Source organism: Mesorhizobium sp. M1307, assembly GCF_040318155.1.
Lineage (GTDB): Bacteria > Pseudomonadota > Alphaproteobacteria > Rhizobiales > Rhizobiaceae > Mesorhizobium.
On the sequence record NZ_JAMYLR010000009.1, the window covers coordinates 13,046 to 29,954 of the forward strand.

Consider the following 16,909-nt stretch of genomic DNA (forward strand, 5'->3'; position numbering starts at 1 on the left):
CGCTTGGGGCTCGGCTCGGCACTCCCGAGCAACCCCCGTTTGCTTAACAGCTGGAAAGACTAAGGGCGGGCCGCCGCTCAGACCACGGTCATAACGTCTAATAGCCATCGCAACCTTACCCGCCAAATCGTCCTTGTTGCGGCAATATTTGACGAGCTTCTTTTCATACAGCTTTCGGAATCTCTCGAGTTTGGCCTTTTTCTCGAACTCGACCTTTTCCGCGGCCCACGTCTTGCGAGCACCGCCTTCGAGCAAAAACGCCACCGGTAGACACGCCTTGGGCGACGGCGTACTCGTACTCCATCTGGGTGTAGCTCTTACCCTTCAACTCTGAGCCGTACCGCTCTGCTACGATGAGTACGTAGTAGTCGCTGTCATCGATGCGCCGCTTAATGTAATCCCATTGAGTGTCGTCGCTGGCTTGGAATGCCTCCATCCCCACAGGAATATGCCCGAGGTTAAGAACGGACTCGATGACCGATCGTCTTTCGTCCACCAAATCGGCGTAGGTCGAGCTGACGAAGATTTGGTATTCAACGTCCATGCGGCTTCACCCTTCGATCCGCCCTTGTAAGTCTGCAAGCAGGCTGGGGATAACGTTCCGTGCCCGCATCAAAAAGCCGAATCATGATTCTTGCAAGGGGTGAAGCGATCAAAGTCCGATCCGCGCGCTGGCACGCTAGGTTGCCCGGTTTGCCGGAAGGAATAATCATTTGCGGCCGAGGAGTATGAAACGTGCGGTGCCCCCCGCCGCAGCGACAGCCTTCGCTATTCCTTCTTGTCGACCAGCGCCCGTAGTGCCGAGACGTCATGCAGCAATAACCTGCTGCCGCGCTTTTCGATCAGGCCTCTCTTGGCGAGGTCGCTCATTTCGCGCGAGACCGCTTCCCTGTGCGTGCTCATCGTTGCCGCCAGCTCGGAATGCGTCGGTGCCGGGCTTATGGACACCTCGCCGTCCACGAGTGCGGCTTTCTCCGCCCGATGCAGGAGCTCGACGATCAGCCGTTTTCGCACGACCAGAGTGCTGTATTCGAATACCCGCTCTGTCATGCGCCGGAGCTGGGCAGACAGATGCTCAAGCAGCATCCAGGCAAAAGTCGGGTGGGTCATCACGATATCCCGGAATGCTGTGCCGGACAGCCGTGCAGCGCGGGTTGCCTCCAGCGCGACTACGCTGGCAGAGCGTGCAATCCCGTCAATGCCTCCGAGCTCCCCGAAAATGTCACCCGGTTCGACATCGCGATACGCTATCTCCCTGCCGTCCGCTGAAACCAGTGTCACGCGAGCCCGTCCTTCCAGCAGGAAGAAGACATCGCGACCAGTGTCGCCGTGGGAAATGATTAGCTCGTTGTGTCGATAGCTGCGCTCGTGCCACCGTTTGGTCAGCGCGGCGAGGTCGGCATCGCAAAGTCTTGAGATGAAGGCCAGAGAGCCTGTCACAACGGTCTCTTGTTCAATCAAGTGTACTTCACCTTACTCCCTATCCAAGGAAATTTGATGGCCGCAGGCCCCGCTTTCCGGGATGCAAACTGGGAGCGGATTTCGCCAATGTTTTCCCCGGTGTGGGAATTCCCACAGCCGAGCCTGGTTCGACTGTCATATCCTTGTTGCAACGTCAGGCCCGCCGGCTCGTGTGCAAGCCGGCGAAGGGAAAGGGAACAGTCATGAAATTCTTGGCTCCCGTCACAAAACTTGCTGTGGGGTTTCGCAAATTCGTCGCGCCGCGCTACCGCCCGGAGCTTTATTACATGCGTGGCCCGGGGCCAGCCACCGCCCGCCGTATGGGCACGCCGCGGCAAAACCAATCCATCGACCACTACGCCTAATTTGCCTCGCGGACGGCTGACGCTCTCGCCCGGAGTGCCGTTCGCGCCGTTCCGTACCGGTCAATTCAGATCAATGAAGGGACGATCTGATCATGGTTATAGTTCATGCTGCCGCCATTGGTCCATTTCGCAGGTGGTTACGCCTCCGCGCCGAGCGAAAAGCTCTCTTGTCGGCAACGGACCAGTTGAGCCGTTTACCCGATGACGTCCTTGGCGACATCGGCATCTCACGTGACGAAATCATGTGCGATTTGCGAAGCCGCGCCATCCGTCATGCGGAGGCAGGCGCGGCCGGCACGACGATCGAGCGCACCAGGATCGCTTCGGCCTCGATCCCGAAACGGTTGGCCGCCGGCAGTGGCTACGCCTCGGCCGAGATCCCCTTTGGCTGGTCCACGAGCGCGCGATCGAGCCTTACATCGGCTTCGACAAGCAGCGGCGCGCGGACGGGACCTTCGAACGGCACTACACCTGCGACCCCAAGGACTGAATGTTGACCGACGGGAGCTGGGGAGGATCTCAAAATGATCATGTCAGTTGTTAAGTCCCTCGCGCCTGTGACGCTCGGCACCGTGCTGATCGCAATCAGTCCGGCTTCATTGTCGGCTTCTGACGCTCAGGACATCGCGTTCGCTCACGCTGACATGCCAATCAAACAGCTGAAAGACGTCTATTTGGATTGCGAGCGGGGAGGCCGCCGCTGGGGACGGAAGACGTGATGTACTGTTCGATGCGCGAGTTCCGACTAGGCGCGCGATAGCAGTTTGCGCATAATCTACGATGCATGGCCTTCTGCACCGTGCGACGTGGCCCTGCGATCGACCACTTCGAACCATGTTTGGACCGCGCACTTCGCCGATCAGCGCAGTAACCAACCCGCGGGGTTCCGCGAGCGACAGCCTTCAAACGAATCAGTCGGTGGTAGCGTCACGCATAGGGTGAATCACGAACGCGCTCGCCTTGCAAACCCCTTCGCCCGGAAATCTGCCCCGGTTACGCGGTTCGCCAAATTCCGGGCCAAATTTCTCCCAATTATTCGCGATGTATATTATCAGGTTTTGGGACCCAAGATTGACGACCGCCAGCATGAGGCAATCTCTGAAGCTGATCCTTGGGACCCGGAGTTGCCTCCGGAGCGGGCGATCGAAGTCTTAGCTGAGATATTCAAAGCTTAAACTTCAAACTGACCCACTCCCCGCCGTGCCGAAAGGTGCGGCGGGCTTTTTTGCTGTTTTGGTGGAACACCCGCCTGCGACGATGGTTCGATCGTTCGATCAGTAGCACTATTCGCCCAGATCGGGCCTCGCATAGGAGAGCGCCGCTTGCCCACTTGGACACAAAGAGATGAGAGAGAGCAGCGCACGTCAGATGCTGCACGGTCATTAATCGATATTGAGCGCGCGGCCCGAGACGCAAAGACGGCTCGGCTCCGGGAGCAGCGGCTGAAGGCAGAAAACACACCCTCCTTGGAAAGGCGTGATGGAACGCAGTGAAATGGCGGTGCTGGCGGACCCGGCTTTTGGGTAGCGCTGGCGGGCGTGCTGGTTCCCTACGGGATCGGCGTTGCACTGCTTCTGTGGGTAGCCAGTCCCCCGGCTCTGCAATAGCCTTCGAGTGGTCGAGCCGGCGTTGATCGGCCATTGCACCTGCACCCCTTCGCTACACATTTCGGACGGAAGGGCCTTGCCCTGTTTCCCGCCGACGTCCTATCGAGCCCGAACTACTTTCTCAGGGGGCGGGCATGAATCAGAATCAGGAAGGCAATCGGCGGTCATCCGTGGGCAGCGCATTGGCCATCGGGCTTTTGATATCGAGCATATCTCTGGCAGGGTGCACTACAGTTTCAACTAGCGGTGCGGATCGATGGCTTACGAATTCAAATTTTGACGGGGTTAACAACGCAATGGCTAAGAAAGGCATGATGCCCGCAGCGATCGACTGCCGGTTCGATAGTACAGCTCCGGGCAAAGCGGCCTATGGATCAAAAGTTACGTGGAAACCTGTCCCCAGAGACATTCGCTGGGTAATGCATGTCGGCACTCCCGATTACGCTGCGAGCAGTGAAGCTAAATCACGCGCAATCGGCCTTCATCGCGTGTTTTCGAAAAAGGTTCGTGACAAGGCAACGGGTCAAGTAGTTCAGTGTTCGATCTCGACGAATTGATCCTCTCAGCGGTGCGGACCATCCGATAACCCAAAAAAGCCCCGGTGCTGGGTCGATGCGCCGGGCCCGCAAGTGGCTCGCGTGCCCCCCTGACCCCTTCATTGCCCAAGTAGCGCCTTGCACACCGACTTACTGTGGCGGCGTCCTCGACCGGCCGGGACGGACGCCGGCGCTGAACTAAAACCGCCGGTTGGCGGACGCGTGACATCGCGCGCACCAGCCCAACCCTCGAAGTCCCTAAGCTTGGTGCAAGTCGCTTGATCGGGTCCCGCCGTCGTGGCATGTGCGGCGGGACTTTTTATCCACTCGGAGAAAACCGAGGCGGCTTCGGCCTCCGTCACCGATCCGTCGCGAACGGCTCATGCTCGGGAAGGTGATGATGCAGCACTTCGACAAGGTTGCGCTTGTCGAATGTCTGGCCGCAAATTGGGCAGAACTCCAAATGCCCCGGTTCGTCGTTGTCCGGCGACCCGTGGATTTTGCCCTTCATAGTTGGCGGATTGTGCTTATCCCGTCTCACGTCGTCACCCATCATAACCTGTTGGGATAGCCCGACGGCATTTGGGGGACGATTTGGCCGCTGGGCCTACCGGCTGAGAGCGTTCGCCCGCAGCTGGGGCCGGATCATACGCCCCTTCATGCATCATTTCTAATTTAATAAAATGATCATGGTACGTTCCCCTGTCGCCAGTGCGATCGGGCCTAGACTCGATTCCGTGTAAACCAGTGAGTAGCAAGGGCGGCCTCGAGTTCATTCCGTCGATGGAGCCCAAGCTGGTTTCAAAGCCACCGGAGGGCGAACACTGTTCTCACGAGGTCAAGCTCGACGGCACCGCAACGTCAGTCGATGCGGATTTGTTGCCCACACCGTATATTTCTGGAACCTAATATAACCAGAAGGATTGAATGGCGGTCTCGTGAGTGCCGTTCATGCCTTTGCAGTTTGTAGAGCCGTTGATGCCGACGTTGGTGGAGAAGCCGCCGGAAGGAGGCGACTGGATCCACGAGGTCAAATTCGATGGGTACCGCTCGCAGCTCATCATCGACGAAGCCGGCACGCGCATCTTCACGCGCAACGGAATGGACTGGACGATGAAGTATCCCGACCTGGTCGAGACGGCCAAAGGACTTGTCGTCGACAGCGCCATCATCGATGGAGAAATCATCGTTCCGAATGAAGCTGGTCTCGCCGATTACGCTGCTTTGCGGAAGGCGATTACCCGTCGCCAACATGACCTCTATTTCGTCGCCTTCGATCTCCTGCACCTCAACGGTCATGACCTACGCGACGTGCCCCTTGAACATCGGCGCGAACTGCTGGTTGGCTTGATCCCCGCGGCAAGTCGCATCCAATTCAGTGAAGCTCTTCCGGGGGAAGCCAAAGCTATCTTTCATCTACTTGATCAGGCCGGTCTGGAGGGGATGGTCTCTAAGCGCCGTCGCAGTAAGTATCGCAGCGGGCGGTCGATCAACTGGCTGAAAGTGAAGTGCTACACCGTTGCCGAATATGAACTGCTCGGCGTCGAGCGCGAGGCGGGCAAGCCAGCCTTCGCCCTGATGGGCGAGATCGGTACGCGCAAATATGTCGGACCTGCTTTCTTCAATTCGAGCCGAGCGATCCGCGAGCGGCTATGGAAACGGGTCCAGGAACATGCGGGGCCACCGCCCAAGGGCATGAAGCGGCCAGCGACGCAATGGGTCAAGCCGGGGATCAAAGCCCGCGTGAAGCACCTCAGGGGCGACCAAGACCTTCGGCACGCCTCGCTGCAGGATTTTTGGGATGAAGACTAGGCCCTGTTGACAAAGTAGGGCAGCCATATTTTTGCTGCAGCTAGTGCAAGAAAGGCTCCGAAGCATTTTCGAGTTTTATCGTACCGGGTCGCAATGCGTCGGAACTGTTTGAGCCTGTTGAACATGCGCTCTATACGACCGTTGCGCATGTACGAGCCATTGCAGCTCACGGTGTTGTCGACTGACGAAAGCTGAAGTTATGAAGGATTGGACCGACGGTCAAGCATGAGTATTGACTTCGGCCTCCGATGTCAGCGCCGGCAACTGATCAAGGCATTGCGGGCACATAGCGATAAGGACGGCTCTCGCTACTCTGCTCCGTTGCGGCGCTCACCCGTCGTCAGCTACCGATCATCGTTCCCCCGCCCAGCGGAACCCCCAGCTTGCCACCTCGACTCGCGTCTGATTAGTTGTTGTTGGCGAATAGGGGAGGCTCATGAATGCACTGAATTGTTTGCGTTCGTTACTCGTGGTGATGGTGACCTGCCTGGCTGCGGCTGGATGCCAATCGGCCGGGGGACAGTGGCAGTACCAACTTGCGTCCCACGAAGAAGCTCGGCGTATGCGCGCAGCGGGCAAGATGCCCTCTTCAATCGAATGCATGGTCGATGATCTCAAACCCAAGCTTGGCCCTCGCTTTGCAGCGAGAGTACAGTATGAGCCAAATCCGAAAAATCTCGATTGGGACTACATCGTAGCGCGTACTTTAAAGGCGCCGCCGCTTAAGCAACGAGGGCTTAAGCTCTACTCACAGTCAGGCGTTAAGAGCAACAAGTGGGGCGTTACTGGCATTTGCGCGATCTGGCGAGAAACCTGAGCACCATATCTTGCGGTGTCCAGTTCATTCGGCAAACATCCCGCGTCGATGACAACGGAGACGCCGAATGCTTGCGCGAGAAGGCTGGAGCCGCGGATTAGCACTCGCCGTCGACCCGCGCGTTGCTGCCCTCTGTGGCGAGTTCGAAGTCGAGATCATTCCCAAGAGCCGATACCCAAAGGAAGGCCAGACGCGCGCCGTCGGCTCCATCCGCCGGCTGATCGACAATCATGGCGCTGAGCATGCACGGTTGGTCCTGTGTGTCCTGGCTGAGGGCCGCGGCAATCACGCGCTCATCGAAGAAAGCAGCCTGACGGCCGTCTCTGACTTGCTGTTGGCCTGTCCGGACCTGGTGGAGCAGGGCATGGCCGCCGTGCTCGAGGTTTTCGACGCGATCCCGCTCGGCGCATACATAGCGATCGTCAATGAGCTGCGCGGCCGCGTTCATCAGGGGCATGCGCTAGCTGGTATCCTTTACGTGCACCTCCGGCGTCTCAGGGAGAGCTCGCTAACGGCAAAGGAGACGATTCGATCCCGGATAGCCAAGGCTGATGCCAGTGAGGCTGAAAAGGGCCGCCAGGGCTTCACCAAGCGTCAGCGCCGGCGCGAAGACCTTATCGCGCTCGGCAAGAGGATGCTCGCGGTCAAGGCGTCATTGCCGCATGGCGAGTTCGGCCCATGGCTGCGCGACCAGCCGATGACCTACGATTTGGCATTGAAGGCGATGCGGCTGGCCCGCGCTGCATCGATCGGCCAGGCGCGCTCCCTTGTTTCGCGCGGCCTCCGCATCTAGCCTGCACCACTTTCGGGGTGAGGGGATGGGACAGGTATGAAACAGAATCAGGAAGGCACTCGGCGATCATTGGCAGGCAATGCATTGGCCATAGGATTTTTGATATCGAGCATATCTCTGGCAGGGTGCACTAAGGCTTCAAGCAGCGAACATGCCGGGTGGCTCACCGAGCACAGCGCCTCCAGGGTCACCAGAGCGATGGAGAAGAAGGGTTTAATGCCCGCGACCATCGACTGCCGGTACAGCCGAAACGGCCCAGTCAACTTGTCGAAATTTACCTGGAAGCGTGCCGCCGCGAACTCAATCTGGCGCTGGTATGTTGGGCCTCCCAACTATGTCGCCTCAAATGAAGATGGGGCACGTGCAATCGGCCTTCATCGCGTGTTTTCGAAAAAGGCTCGTGATCGGGCCACGGGCCAAACAGTTCAATGTTCGATCTGGACGAATTGAAGCCGTTCCCCTCGACCAGAGATCGCTCGATTTCCGCCTGCGAAAGCTGATTGCAACAGAGCTACACGCTAGTGACTACCGAGAAACACGATTATCGCTAGCGTCCACAGCTGAAGAGGGAACCGATGGCAGAAGCTCCGCACATCACGAACAATTCCAGCCTATCGTCGTTGACGCGAAGGACTCGTTTCGAAAAAGGTCGAGGCTCACGCAAACGCGGTCGCAGTCCACTTCATGTACTACAATTTTGTGAGAATTCATGCCTCGCTGCGGATGACCCCGGCGATGGCAACGGGTGTGATTGGCAAGGTTTGGGAAATAGGTGATATTGTAGCGCTTATCGAGGCGAAGGAAGCGGAGAAGTCGACTATACGCGGGCCATACAAGAAGCGGACTGTTTGAATGACGTCGACGCAAAAATTCAAGCTCGCCCTAAGAGTGACATTGTCCTACGTGTTTGGCGTGATTGGAAGTTTGCTGGGTTCTTCGAATCCGTCGCCGGACATGCAATCGTCTGAGGTACTCTCGTTGTTTGCCGTTTACGTTGCGGCGGGGTTCATTGTGTCTTGGCCGCTTTACCTGGCAGCAATTGTTGCTGCCCTGGTCTTCTCGCGCTCCATTGCCGCAAACCAGGAACCTGGACTATGGCAGCGGTTTTGATCATTGTTTGTGTTTCGTATTTGACCCTGCCGTTCGACGGGCATTTGAGATCACTCGCAACGGTCGGGACGCTCGGCGCGGTGCTCGGTGGCATCTGTTTCTATTGCTTGAGCGTATCAAGACCGTTCCAGCAGATTTCAAACTGACCCACGACAGATCGTCTACGGCGTGGCCTGCGACTCGGAGAAAGCGAAATGAGCCACCAAGCTGCAATAGTGCGAGCACTTCTCGTTGGCATCCCATTCCTGATTCTTGTGGCGTTTCTGCTTTGGATGGCGAACCGCTCAAGGATCGTCATGGCAAACGCCGCGAAAGAGATCGCCAAAGAAATTCGGGAAAATACGGCAGCGGTGAAGGCTGTTAGCGAGCGTATCGACAAAATGGAGCGTTGAGGCCTGGGAAACGAACGAGGCGATAGCGCAATGCCCGGACCTAAAGGCCAGAAGCGCCCGCGCCAACGTGATTGGCAACGCCGTCGCGTCATGCGCATTGCCACCGGCGAGGAAGCCGACACCGACTAATTTCAAAATATCGAACTGCTACCCGTTTGTCGCGATCAAAGGAAGCCGTCTCCCGCATGGTCGTTGTAGCGGTCATCAGGGGCATGCCCTTGCCGGCATCCTCTATGTGCATCTCCGGCGCCTCAGAGAGGGATCGCTAACGGCAAAGGAGACTATTCGGTCCCGGATGACCAAAGCTGACGCCAGCGAGGCTGAGAAGGGCCGCCAGGGCTTCACCAAGCGCCAGCGCCGCCGGGAGGAACTGATCGCGCTCGGCAAGAGGATGCTCGCCGCCAAGGCATCATTGCCGCATGGCGAGTTCGGCCCATGGCTGCGCGATCAGCCCGTCACCTACGATTTGGCCTTGAAGGCGATGCGGCTGGCCCGCGCTGCTAACTAGAAGCGATCGGCCGAACCAAGAAAGAGGCGCGCTCCCTTGTCTCCCGCCGTCTCCCCATCTAGCCTGAACTACTTTCAGTTGTGGGGACGGCATGAAACAGAATCAGGTTGGCGCTCGGCGATCATTCGTAGGCAGTGCGCTGGCCATTGGGCTTTTGATATCGAGCATATCTCTGGCAGGGTGCACTACGGATCGATGGCTTACGAAGCTAAATTTTGTCGAGGTTACCGACGCAATGGCTGAGAAACGCATGATGCCCGTAGCGATCGACTGCCGGTTCGATAGCACAGGTCCGGGCGAAGCGGCCTATGGATCAAAAGTTACATGGAAACCTGCCCCCGCAAACTTTCGCTGGCAAATGCATGTCGGCGCTCCCGATCACGTTGCGAGGAGTGAGTCTAAATCACGCGCAATCGGCCTTCATCGCGTGTTTTCAAAAAGGGTTCGTGACAAGGCAACCGGTCAAGTAGTTCAGTGCACGATCTGGAGGAATTGATCCTCTCCTCGTTAGGTTCTGCTGAATCCGAAAAAATTGGCAACGCTCACGTGAAGAGTCTCAAATGCGCCCCATCTCTTTGTTGCCGCTTCTCGCTTCTCTCGCGTCGTCGACCGGTTTTGCCGCAGAGGTCTACCACAACGTGGCCAGCCGAGATTCATTGGTTCGCGCCGACATACTCGGCCGCATGATGAACGCGCTGACGTTCCACAAAGAATTTGACGACAAATGCGATTTGGTTCCGCTCATAGACATTGAGGCATTCGAAAATTATTACAAAAAGCTGACTTGGAGTCTTAGATATGACGATCCGCCCTTGAGGTAGTCGCCGTACCAGGCTTCACATGGCAGCTGATCCATTGGCTTGTTGTTGTCATCAAACCTCAGGCCGCTCTCCTCTGACGCGTATTGGGCGTCGAACACATGCGGATTCGACCTGTATGTCTTGGCCAGAATTTCCTCCCGGCCGGCGCCAGTTTGAAATGACAGTAGTCGGCGACGAACTTAAGTTCGCCTCCCGCCACTGCGCCGCCCTTTTCGCCAGCAAGAGCCGCAGTGACGAAAGCGATCGCGAAGGTTAGCCCGATAATCTGTTTTATGGCGCTATCTCTGTCTCCAGAGGTCAGGCTCATTGGGCCGTGTTCTGGCACGTGAAGGGCCTGTTTGAACTGCCGAAGAGCCAGCAGATACCAATCTCAGTCGTCCAGACCGTCAAGGGTGGTTGGCGCAAGAACGCGCCGCCGCGGGGACCGGAACTGGTTGCCGTGCCGACTACCATTCAATGGAGCGACTATGGCCATTCAGATTAACGATGCCCTGCCGCACTGGGATGCCAGGCTTCTGAATGACAATCACAACGATGGTAGTCATTCTCGACGATACAAGAGTTGCTGCCACTTATTCGGACAGGAGCTACTGGTTCGATTGAACCGGTAGCGGTGAACGGAAGGCGCACAAACACCCTTCGGCCGCGATTTCGCCAATAGCAATACCGCAGAAACGTGCCACCTTGGCGGAGGATCTGCGCCCTCCGAAGGCAGAAGTTACAGGTTCAAATCCTGTTGGGTGCAGCATTGCACAGTTCGCTTGCCGACAACTATTCCTGCTGGAATTGACAGGGCCAATCTTCAGGCCTCGTCAAGCCAGAAGGCAACTCGGTCCGGGCGTCTCCGCAAGCCATGTTGAGCTGCCACTGGGACAGACCCACCGAATTGGAAAGGTCGACGCCCTCGATACGGGTCAGAAAGAAAAAGGCGCGGTCAAAGTCTATCGGCGCGGTGAACGTCGCTCCCCGGAAGTCCGCCCGTGCGAGATTGGCAAACGAGAAGCGGCTGCCGCTGATATCGGCGTCATGGAACTGCGCACGCCCCAATTCTGCCTTTGTGAAATCAACATTGGTCAGATTGGCGTTCTGGAAATTCGAGCGCTGTATTTCCGCGCTCGCAAACACAGCGCCCTGCGCGTCCATACGGCTGAAGTCGGTCCTGTAGGCCTCGATTCTGTCGAATCGGGCGCCTTTGGCGGTCGAGTCGGCCAGGGAAGCACGCACAAGCGTTGCCTTCTCAAGATTTGCGGCAACGAGATTGCTGTTCCTGAGGTCGGTCGAAGTGAAATCAACACCGAACAGGTTCGCCCCGCTCAGGTCCTGTCCTTCTAGGATGAGAAGCTTCTTGTCACACTCGTGCCAATTGACGCCAGGCGTCGCGGCTGCGTCGCAATTTTGAGCGGCAGTGGCGTTCTGCCAAGCAAACACAGTGCAAACCGCTAGAACCAAGCCCGATGCGCCGTAAGCTCTGGTTCGTCTCAAAGTCATTGTTGCTGGACCTCTGCCACTCGCCGACACTCAACCTTACCACATCTGCTGACACACGGGCCACGGTGACCACCGCCGTCACAGTTAGCGCATTTCTCATATTCAAGCTTTGATGTTGATCAACCGATCAACCCGCGCGTGGGGCGCGATTTGCGAGCGCCTCCCCATATCATCGGCGGTCCAGCAGAGATTCATTTGTCACCGGCCAGGCGCATCATTCCGCAGGTATGCTTGACTAAGCCGAGGAGAGCGGTCGTTCAGGATGGCGCAGTCGCGCGCCAAGCTTGGCCTCCGCTCTGGACGTTTGTCTTGCTAATGAGGAGCCTGCTCGGGTGCTGATCGCCACCGCCGCCGTCCGCTGCCGACAAGCGTGAATCCGCTTGGTTCCGCACCGATCGGTACTTCCCGACGGCGAGGTTGACCCGGCACGGGGTGCTCGTCGCATAGGCGGCCGCTGGCAGCCTGCCGTGCGGTGCTGTTTGCGCAACTTGTCGACGATCCCTCGGGCTACGTCGACGATCTCCTCAGCAATGCTCAGACCAGCAACGTTGCAGAACGGGAATTGAACGGACGCCTGAGTGACCGCGAGAAGAGGCGCCAAGAAGGCAAGGCGCTTCCTGCGGACGATAAGGAGATCACGGTGGAGGACATTGCGATCGAGCTGGAGCGCAAGCGCCTGTTCGACATCATCGAGGATCTGGTGATCTGGGAAAACTCAACTAATGAGGAGGTATTGGAACGCGCGCGGGCGGAAATCCGCAGGAGCTGCGGCGGCGAGCTGCCGGCGGTCTACGACCCGTTCTCCGGCGGAGGCTCGATTCCTCTGGAGGCGCAGCGGCTCGGGCTTCCAGCCTATGGCAGCGATTTGAATCCTGTCGCCGTGATGATTGGCAAAGCGATGATCGAGATCCCGCCGAAGTTCAAGGACATGGCGCCGATCCATCCGGGCGGCAACGAACGCAACCACTACCGCAACGCCGAAGGACTGGCCGAGGACGTGCGCTACTATGGTGAGTGGATGCACCAACGCGCATTGGAACGGATTGGTCACCTTTATGCGTGGGGAAATCTGGGCGACAACTATCCGGGGGAGGCCGCCGGCGCTGGAAGTATTGTGGGGACTACGTTGAAGCTTGAGCGCCTACCGAATGGCGCGGAGTTCAGTTTTGTTACGTCCTGGACGTCGCCGGACGTCCCGAAGAGGGTATCCCATTCCTTGAAACCGGATTGAGGCTCAACCCGCTAGAGCCCAGAATGCATTACGCGATGACATGGTTGGGCGGCGCATACCTAAATGCCCGGCGGTACGCCGACGCACTTGCTTGGTTGCAGCGAGCTGCCAGTCGTCGGTCTGACTATGCACTGACATTTCTGTTCTTAGCGGTTTGCTTGACCAATCTCGGCAAGCGCTCTGCGGCGGAAAGGGCCTTGGCAGAATGCGAGAAAGTTGAGCCAGGGTTCACCGCAGCATTTGTGAGATGGCGGGCCTACAGGAACGACTCCGATAACGATCACATGCTCAAGGGAATTCGCGATTCTGGCGGCGATACGTTAATCCAATAGAATAACAAGTCAGGTCTATTCATAGATTGCTAAAGAAATTGGTCCCTAAGGCGCGACTTTGTCAGGTTCGTAAGCTGAGCCAACGTCTGTGTCTCATACCAAATCGGCGTTGACCTCACCATTGTAGAGGGCCGGAATGGGGTCGCGACGTTCCCCTGACCTCCCATCAGGGATGGTCCGCAAGGGCTCGGATTTTCATATTCGCCCCACGAAGGCACGAAGCAGGCGCCTGCACAAGGCTCGCTGCTTTGAAAGCATCCCGATGAGCGACGAGCTGATCCGCCTTCCCGGTGCCATGGAGCCCGTCACTCGGCCTGACATTCAGCACAACGTGCGAGCACCCCGACTGTGGCAAGGATGCCGGATGGGGGTTCGCCAAGCCGAGGCAGCCATCCGATTGGTTCTGCTTTGAGCACCGGGCTGATGCCGAAGCATCTCTAAGCAGCATGTTGATCTGATGATCAGAGCGCCAATACGACAGGGAGACTATGCCGACCGGCAGATCGATTGCCAGGAGGCAATGGAGCCCGGCTTCCAGGCGATCGCCGATTGCATGATCGAGGCGGGATGGACGCGCGGGGCGATCATGCGGTCGTTGAAGCGGCTCATCGCCGCCGACCACATGACCCAGAAGGAAAACGCCAGGTTGAGGTGCAGATAGCCCTGCCGGCATTCAAAAAGCCATCGAGGAACTTTGAACCGTCGCGGCCGTTTACCGGCTATCGCGTCCGGAAAGTTCCGCCATGAATGTCAGCGACGAAAGGACTGTATCCCTTTGGGCGGCAACCGAAGTAGCGCCTGATGCAGTTCCGCTCGAGCGGAGTGAACAGGTCGATGTCGTGGTCGTCGGATCTGGCATTGCCGGACTGTCGGTCGCGTACGAACTGGCCATCGCCGGGCAAAAGGTGGCAGTGCTCGATCGCGGCCGGATCGGAAGCGGCATGACGGCCCGCACCACCGCGCATCTGTCATCGATCTGCGACGACTACTTTTCGGAACTGATCAAATTGCGTGGCGAGGAACTGGCGCGGATCTACTACCAAAGCCAGTCGGCCGCTATCGACCGTATCCAATCGATTCAGGAGGCGGAGGGCATGCCGTGTGATTTCCGCCGCCTCGAAGGCTTTCTGTTTCCGGCGTCGGGCAGGAAGGAATCCGTCATCGAGCGCGAACTGGACGCCGCTCTGAAGATCGGTGTCGACATCGAAAAAACCATGGGAGTGCCGCTTGCTGGGTTTTCGGACGCGCCCGCCCTTCGTTATCCCAATCAGGCGACATTCCACCCGCTCAATTATCTCCGCGGGCTGGCTGCCGGCATCTGCGCGCGCGGCGGCGCGCTTTATGCGGATACCATCGTCGATAAGGTCGAGGAGACTGACGGCGGCGTGCGCGTAACCACGGTCTCAGGCTTTGCCGTGTCTGCCAAATCGGCCGTTGTCGCCACCAACTCGCCGATCAACGATCGGGTGGCGCTCCACACCAAGCAGGCGCCGTATCGGACCTACGCGATGGCATTCGAGATCGCGCGCGACATTTTACCGGATGCACTCTACTGGGACACGCTGGACCCCTATCACTACGTCCGTCTGCAGCCTGGCGAAGGCAAGACCGACTTTCTGATCGTCGGTGGTGAGGATCACAAGACAGGGCAGGCCGACGACGCCGACGACCGCTTCGCTGCCCTGGCGGCCTGGACCAAAGGGTTGGTGGCCGATATCGGCGCGGAAGCCAATCGATGGTCCGGGCAGGTAATGGAGACCGTCGATTACGCCGGGTTCATCGGCCGTAATCCCGGCAACGGGCACGTCTTCGTTGCTACCGGCGATTCCGGTCAGGGCATCACCCATGGGGTTGTGGCCGGCCAATTGATTTCCGACCTGATCCTGAAGGGGGAAAGCCCCTGGCGGGAACTTTACGAACCCTCTCGCAAGACGGCACGCGCGATCGGCGATTATTTGGCGCAGAATGCGACAGCGATTAGGAGTTTTGCCGAGTATGTCGCGCCTGGCAAAATTGATGCCGCCGATAAGCTGCGGCCCGGACAGGGCGCTATCGTCCGCCAGGGGCTTACCAAAGTCGCTGCCTTTCGCGATGAGGACGGCACGCTCTACAAGCGATCGGCCGCATGCACCCATGTCGGTTGCCATGTCCATTGGAACTCGTTGGAACGCTGCTGGGACTGCCCCTGCCACGGCTCGCATTTTGCCGTCGATGGCACGGCTTTGAACGGACCGGCCGTAGCGCCCCTGGCTGAGTTAGAATAGCTATGGCGACACCCGTTGAGGCGAGATGCCGCAATGCCAGCTCAGGCGAAGATGCTGCTTGGTAGCCGCTCTACACTGGCACCCGATGGACCCCATCGCCAGGTAATTCGTAGGTCGATCCCCGAATCTTTCTCGGCTTTGGAATCCGCTGTGCAGCCAATCACTCTTCATTCAATTCCACCTTTCCTCCATCGCAAACGTCAGGTGCTTTTGAGCGTTCCGTTCATCACGTTCGGGTAGAAGCCGCCCTTGCTGACGGCGGCCTTGTCGGTCAGATAGACGATCCGAAGCACTTCCTGGGGCGTCCTCGTGAAGGCGATCGCATCCGGGGTCGATGGTACGATATTGGCTCTGCCCTTGCCAGCCAGGACGAAGTGACCGTCCGACCGGGCCTTACACGCGCAGCTTTCAGTTCCGACGGCACCCAAGTCGCAATTATTTCCGGCGAAGAAAGGGTCCGCATCGTTCGCGTTTTCCAGACACCCAACGACCTCATTGACTTCGCCCAGCGCACCTCCCTCGCGAACTCACCCCTTGCGAGCGGCGAAGCTTCTTCCTTCCTGAAGACCCTGCAACTTGTACTTGTCCGGACTGATGTCGGCAACGGGGTCAGATTTTGCCGCTTGAGCCGGCCGCCGGAACGGGCAACTTAGCGCTAGAAGCTGACCTTGCCAGAGCTTGACCAAGACCGCTCTGGTCTTGATCAATGCGCCATTCTGTCGGATGCGTGCAGAAGTCTCCAGGTCAAGCCGATGCTGCCATCGAACTCGGATGCAAAATGTTCGGCGGCGACGCCTTCCAGGCCGTCATCGACAAGAGCCTCGATGGTTCGTCGCACCAGCGCGAGCTGCATCTCGCGGGCGTGTGCCAGGTCTGTCTCTCTCATGATTTCCGTGACGTGGTAGGCGACAACGGGCTGGCCGAGGCAAGACATGAGCGCGCTCGCTTCTGACGTCACTGCGGTAACTGCGTCTTCGATCTTCATTCTGGCGCTCCTCATCAAACATGATGCGGCGCCTCCCCATGACACGACGGTGTTCCGTCGCTTCCTTTTCAGTTTCGAATGTCGTGAGTGAAAGTCTGGTGCGCGAACAGGAGAATTACCCTCTCTTGTTCCAATCTCCTTGAGCAGCCACGCTACCCAAATCAGTATGCTGCAAAATTGAATTAAAGGCGACCGGATAGTTAATCGATGGTTAATGGCTGCGCTCGCATCTCGGGCATTCGCGCATGAAACATCGGGCAGGTCCGCCTCGCGCCTCATGTCAGCCATTGAAGGCACTGTTGCCACTGCCTGAACGCGGACATTGTTGGCGACCATTTTGGAGGTCGCGGTTGCGCCAGGAGCAGCGGTGAGCCCAGGCAATCGGAT

General features: G+C 58.2%; 21 protein-coding genes, 1 tRNA gene and 3 pseudogenes. 17 read left to right on the top strand and 8 right to left on the bottom strand.

Annotated features, from left to right (window positions below; genetic code table 11):
* Positions 1 to 163: 163 nt before the first annotated feature.
* The gene (locus tag NKH16_RS13130; protein ID WP_352750730.1) at positions 164 to 544 is read right to left on the bottom strand and encodes a DUF4062 domain-containing protein; all 381 of its coding nucleotides are present in this window, start codon (positions 542 to 544) and stop codon (positions 164 to 166) included.
* A 224-nt stretch (positions 545 to 768) separates the two neighbouring features.
* Complete coding sequence (locus tag NKH16_RS13135) at positions 769 to 1,440, bottom strand: Crp/Fnr family transcriptional regulator (protein WP_029356805.1); 672 nt, start codon at positions 1,438 to 1,440, stop codon at positions 769 to 771.
* Between the two features lie 224 nt (positions 1,441 to 1,664).
* Here NKH16_RS13135 and NKH16_RS13140 point away from each other — a divergent pair, with 224 nt between their 5' ends.
* From NKH16_RS13140 to NKH16_RS13155, 4 genes are all read left to right on the top strand, one after another.
* Positions 1,665 to 1,826: a hypothetical protein gene (locus NKH16_RS13140; protein ID WP_352822386.1), complete on the top strand. Its 162-nt coding sequence runs from the start codon at positions 1,665 to 1,667 to the stop codon at positions 1,824 to 1,826.
* Positions 1,827 to 2,070: 244 nt separating this feature from the next.
* Positions 2,071 to 2,316, top strand: a complete 246-nt coding sequence (locus tag NKH16_RS13145) for a hypothetical protein (RefSeq protein ID WP_352747811.1) — start codon at positions 2,071 to 2,073, stop codon at positions 2,314 to 2,316.
* Positions 2,317 to 2,350: 34 nt separating this feature from the next.
* Positions 2,351 to 2,545, top strand: coding sequence for a hypothetical protein (locus tag NKH16_RS13150; RefSeq protein WP_352899783.1), 195 nt, complete (start codon positions 2,351 to 2,353; stop codon positions 2,543 to 2,545).
* Between the two features lie 1,022 nt (positions 2,546 to 3,567).
* Positions 3,568 to 3,990, top strand: a complete 423-nt coding sequence (locus NKH16_RS13155) for a hypothetical protein (RefSeq protein WP_352899785.1) — start codon at positions 3,568 to 3,570, stop codon at positions 3,988 to 3,990.
* 337 nt (positions 3,991 to 4,327) lie between these two features.
* On the opposite strand, the gene NKH16_RS13160 is transcribed toward NKH16_RS13155, so the two are convergent.
* Positions 4,328 to 4,522, bottom strand: coding sequence for a hypothetical protein (locus NKH16_RS13160; RefSeq protein ID WP_352899788.1), 195 nt, complete (start codon positions 4,520 to 4,522; stop codon positions 4,328 to 4,330).
* Between the two features lie 398 nt (positions 4,523 to 4,920).
* On the opposite strand from NKH16_RS13160, the gene NKH16_RS13165 reads away from it, so the two are divergent.
* Positions 4,921 to 5,781, top strand: coding sequence for an ATP-dependent DNA ligase (locus NKH16_RS13165; RefSeq protein ID WP_352747596.1), 861 nt, complete (start codon positions 4,921 to 4,923; stop codon positions 5,779 to 5,781).
* Here the strand turns inward: NKH16_RS13165 and NKH16_RS13170 are convergent.
* Positions 5,778 to 5,933: pseudogene (locus tag NKH16_RS13170) on the bottom strand (IS5 family transposase); the annotation flags it as partial. The gene NKH16_RS13165 and the pseudogene NKH16_RS13170 sit on opposite strands and share 4 nt — an antisense overlap.
* 284 nt (positions 5,934 to 6,217) lie before the next feature.
* Here NKH16_RS13170 and NKH16_RS13175 point away from each other — a divergent pair.
* The gene (locus tag NKH16_RS13175; RefSeq protein WP_352899790.1) at positions 6,218 to 6,598 is read left to right on the top strand and encodes a hypothetical protein; all 381 of its coding nucleotides are present in this window, start codon (positions 6,218 to 6,220) and stop codon (positions 6,596 to 6,598) included.
* A 67-nt stretch (positions 6,599 to 6,665) separates the two neighbouring features.
* Entirely contained in the window at positions 6,666 to 7,391 is a 726-nt protein-coding gene (locus NKH16_RS13180; RefSeq protein WP_352747601.1) for a hypothetical protein, read from the top strand.
* Positions 7,392 to 7,438: 47 nt separating this feature from the next.
* On the opposite strand, the gene NKH16_RS13185 is transcribed toward NKH16_RS13180, so the two are convergent.
* The gene (locus tag NKH16_RS13185; protein ID WP_352747604.1) at positions 7,439 to 7,723 is read right to left on the bottom strand and encodes a hypothetical protein; all 285 of its coding nucleotides are present in this window, start codon (positions 7,721 to 7,723) and stop codon (positions 7,439 to 7,441) included.
* Positions 7,724 to 8,030: 307 nt separating this feature from the next.
* Here NKH16_RS13185 and NKH16_RS13190 point away from each other — a divergent pair.
* The 7 genes and pseudogenes from NKH16_RS13190 to NKH16_RS13220 form a co-directional block, all read left to right on the top strand.
* A pseudogene (locus NKH16_RS13190) lies at positions 8,031 to 8,243 on the top strand (IS1 family transposase); the annotation flags it as partial.
* Positions 8,244 to 8,501: a hypothetical protein gene (locus NKH16_RS13195; protein WP_352899794.1), complete on the top strand. Its 258-nt coding sequence runs from the start codon at positions 8,244 to 8,246 to the stop codon at positions 8,499 to 8,501.
* Positions 8,502 to 8,695: 194 nt separating this feature from the next.
* Positions 8,696 to 8,893, top strand: a complete 198-nt coding sequence (locus tag NKH16_RS13200) for a hypothetical protein (RefSeq protein ID WP_352899797.1) — start codon at positions 8,696 to 8,698, stop codon at positions 8,891 to 8,893.
* A gap of 295 nt (positions 8,894 to 9,188) precedes the next feature.
* Positions 9,189 to 9,401 carry a DUF3102 domain-containing protein gene (locus NKH16_RS13205; protein WP_352899800.1) on the top strand — a complete coding sequence of 71 codons (213 nt, stop codon included), beginning with the start codon at positions 9,189 to 9,191 and terminating at the stop codon, positions 9,399 to 9,401.
* 560 nt (positions 9,402 to 9,961) lie between these two features.
* Positions 9,962 to 10,222: a hypothetical protein gene (locus NKH16_RS13210; RefSeq protein ID WP_352899803.1), complete on the top strand. Its 261-nt coding sequence runs from the start codon at positions 9,962 to 9,964 to the stop codon at positions 10,220 to 10,222.
* Positions 10,223 to 10,535: 313 nt separating this feature from the next.
* Positions 10,536 to 10,706, top strand: a complete 171-nt coding sequence (locus tag NKH16_RS13215) for a hypothetical protein (protein ID WP_352899806.1) — start codon at positions 10,536 to 10,538, stop codon at positions 10,704 to 10,706.
* Between the two features lie 176 nt (positions 10,707 to 10,882).
* Positions 10,883 to 10,967 (top strand) — tRNA-Arg (locus NKH16_RS13220).
* Positions 10,968 to 10,993: 26 nt separating this feature from the next.
* Here the strand turns inward: NKH16_RS13220 and NKH16_RS13225 are convergent.
* On the bottom strand, positions 10,994 to 11,710 hold the full coding sequence (locus NKH16_RS13225; RefSeq protein ID WP_352899809.1) for a pentapeptide repeat-containing protein: 717 nt from the start codon (positions 11,708 to 11,710) through the stop codon (positions 10,994 to 10,996).
* Between the two features lie 472 nt (positions 11,711 to 12,182).
* Between NKH16_RS13225 and NKH16_RS13230 the strand changes: the two genes are divergently transcribed.
* From NKH16_RS13230 to NKH16_RS13245, 3 genes are all read left to right on the top strand, one after another.
* Entirely contained in the window at positions 12,183 to 12,941 is a 759-nt protein-coding gene (locus tag NKH16_RS13230) for a hypothetical protein (RefSeq protein WP_502911696.1), read from the top strand.
* A gap of 789 nt (positions 12,942 to 13,730) precedes the next feature.
* Complete coding sequence (locus NKH16_RS13240; protein ID WP_352899814.1) at positions 13,731 to 13,934, top strand: hypothetical protein; 204 nt, start codon at positions 13,731 to 13,733, stop codon at positions 13,932 to 13,934.
* An 82-nt stretch (positions 13,935 to 14,016) separates the two neighbouring features.
* Entirely contained in the window at positions 14,017 to 15,537 is a 1,521-nt protein-coding gene (locus NKH16_RS13245; RefSeq protein WP_352899817.1) for an FAD-dependent oxidoreductase, read from the top strand.
* A 200-nt stretch (positions 15,538 to 15,737) separates the two neighbouring features.
* Here the strand turns inward: NKH16_RS13245 and NKH16_RS13250 are convergent.
* Positions 15,738 to 15,893 (bottom strand): annotated as a pseudogene (locus NKH16_RS13250) (ferritin-like domain-containing protein); the annotation flags it as partial.
* 347 nt (positions 15,894 to 16,240) lie between these two features.
* Positions 16,241 to 16,522 (bottom strand): hypothetical protein, encoded by a 282-nt coding sequence (locus NKH16_RS13255; RefSeq protein ID WP_352899819.1) that lies wholly within the window; start codon positions 16,520 to 16,522, stop codon positions 16,241 to 16,243.
* Between the last annotated feature and the right edge of the window lie 387 nt (positions 16,523 to 16,909).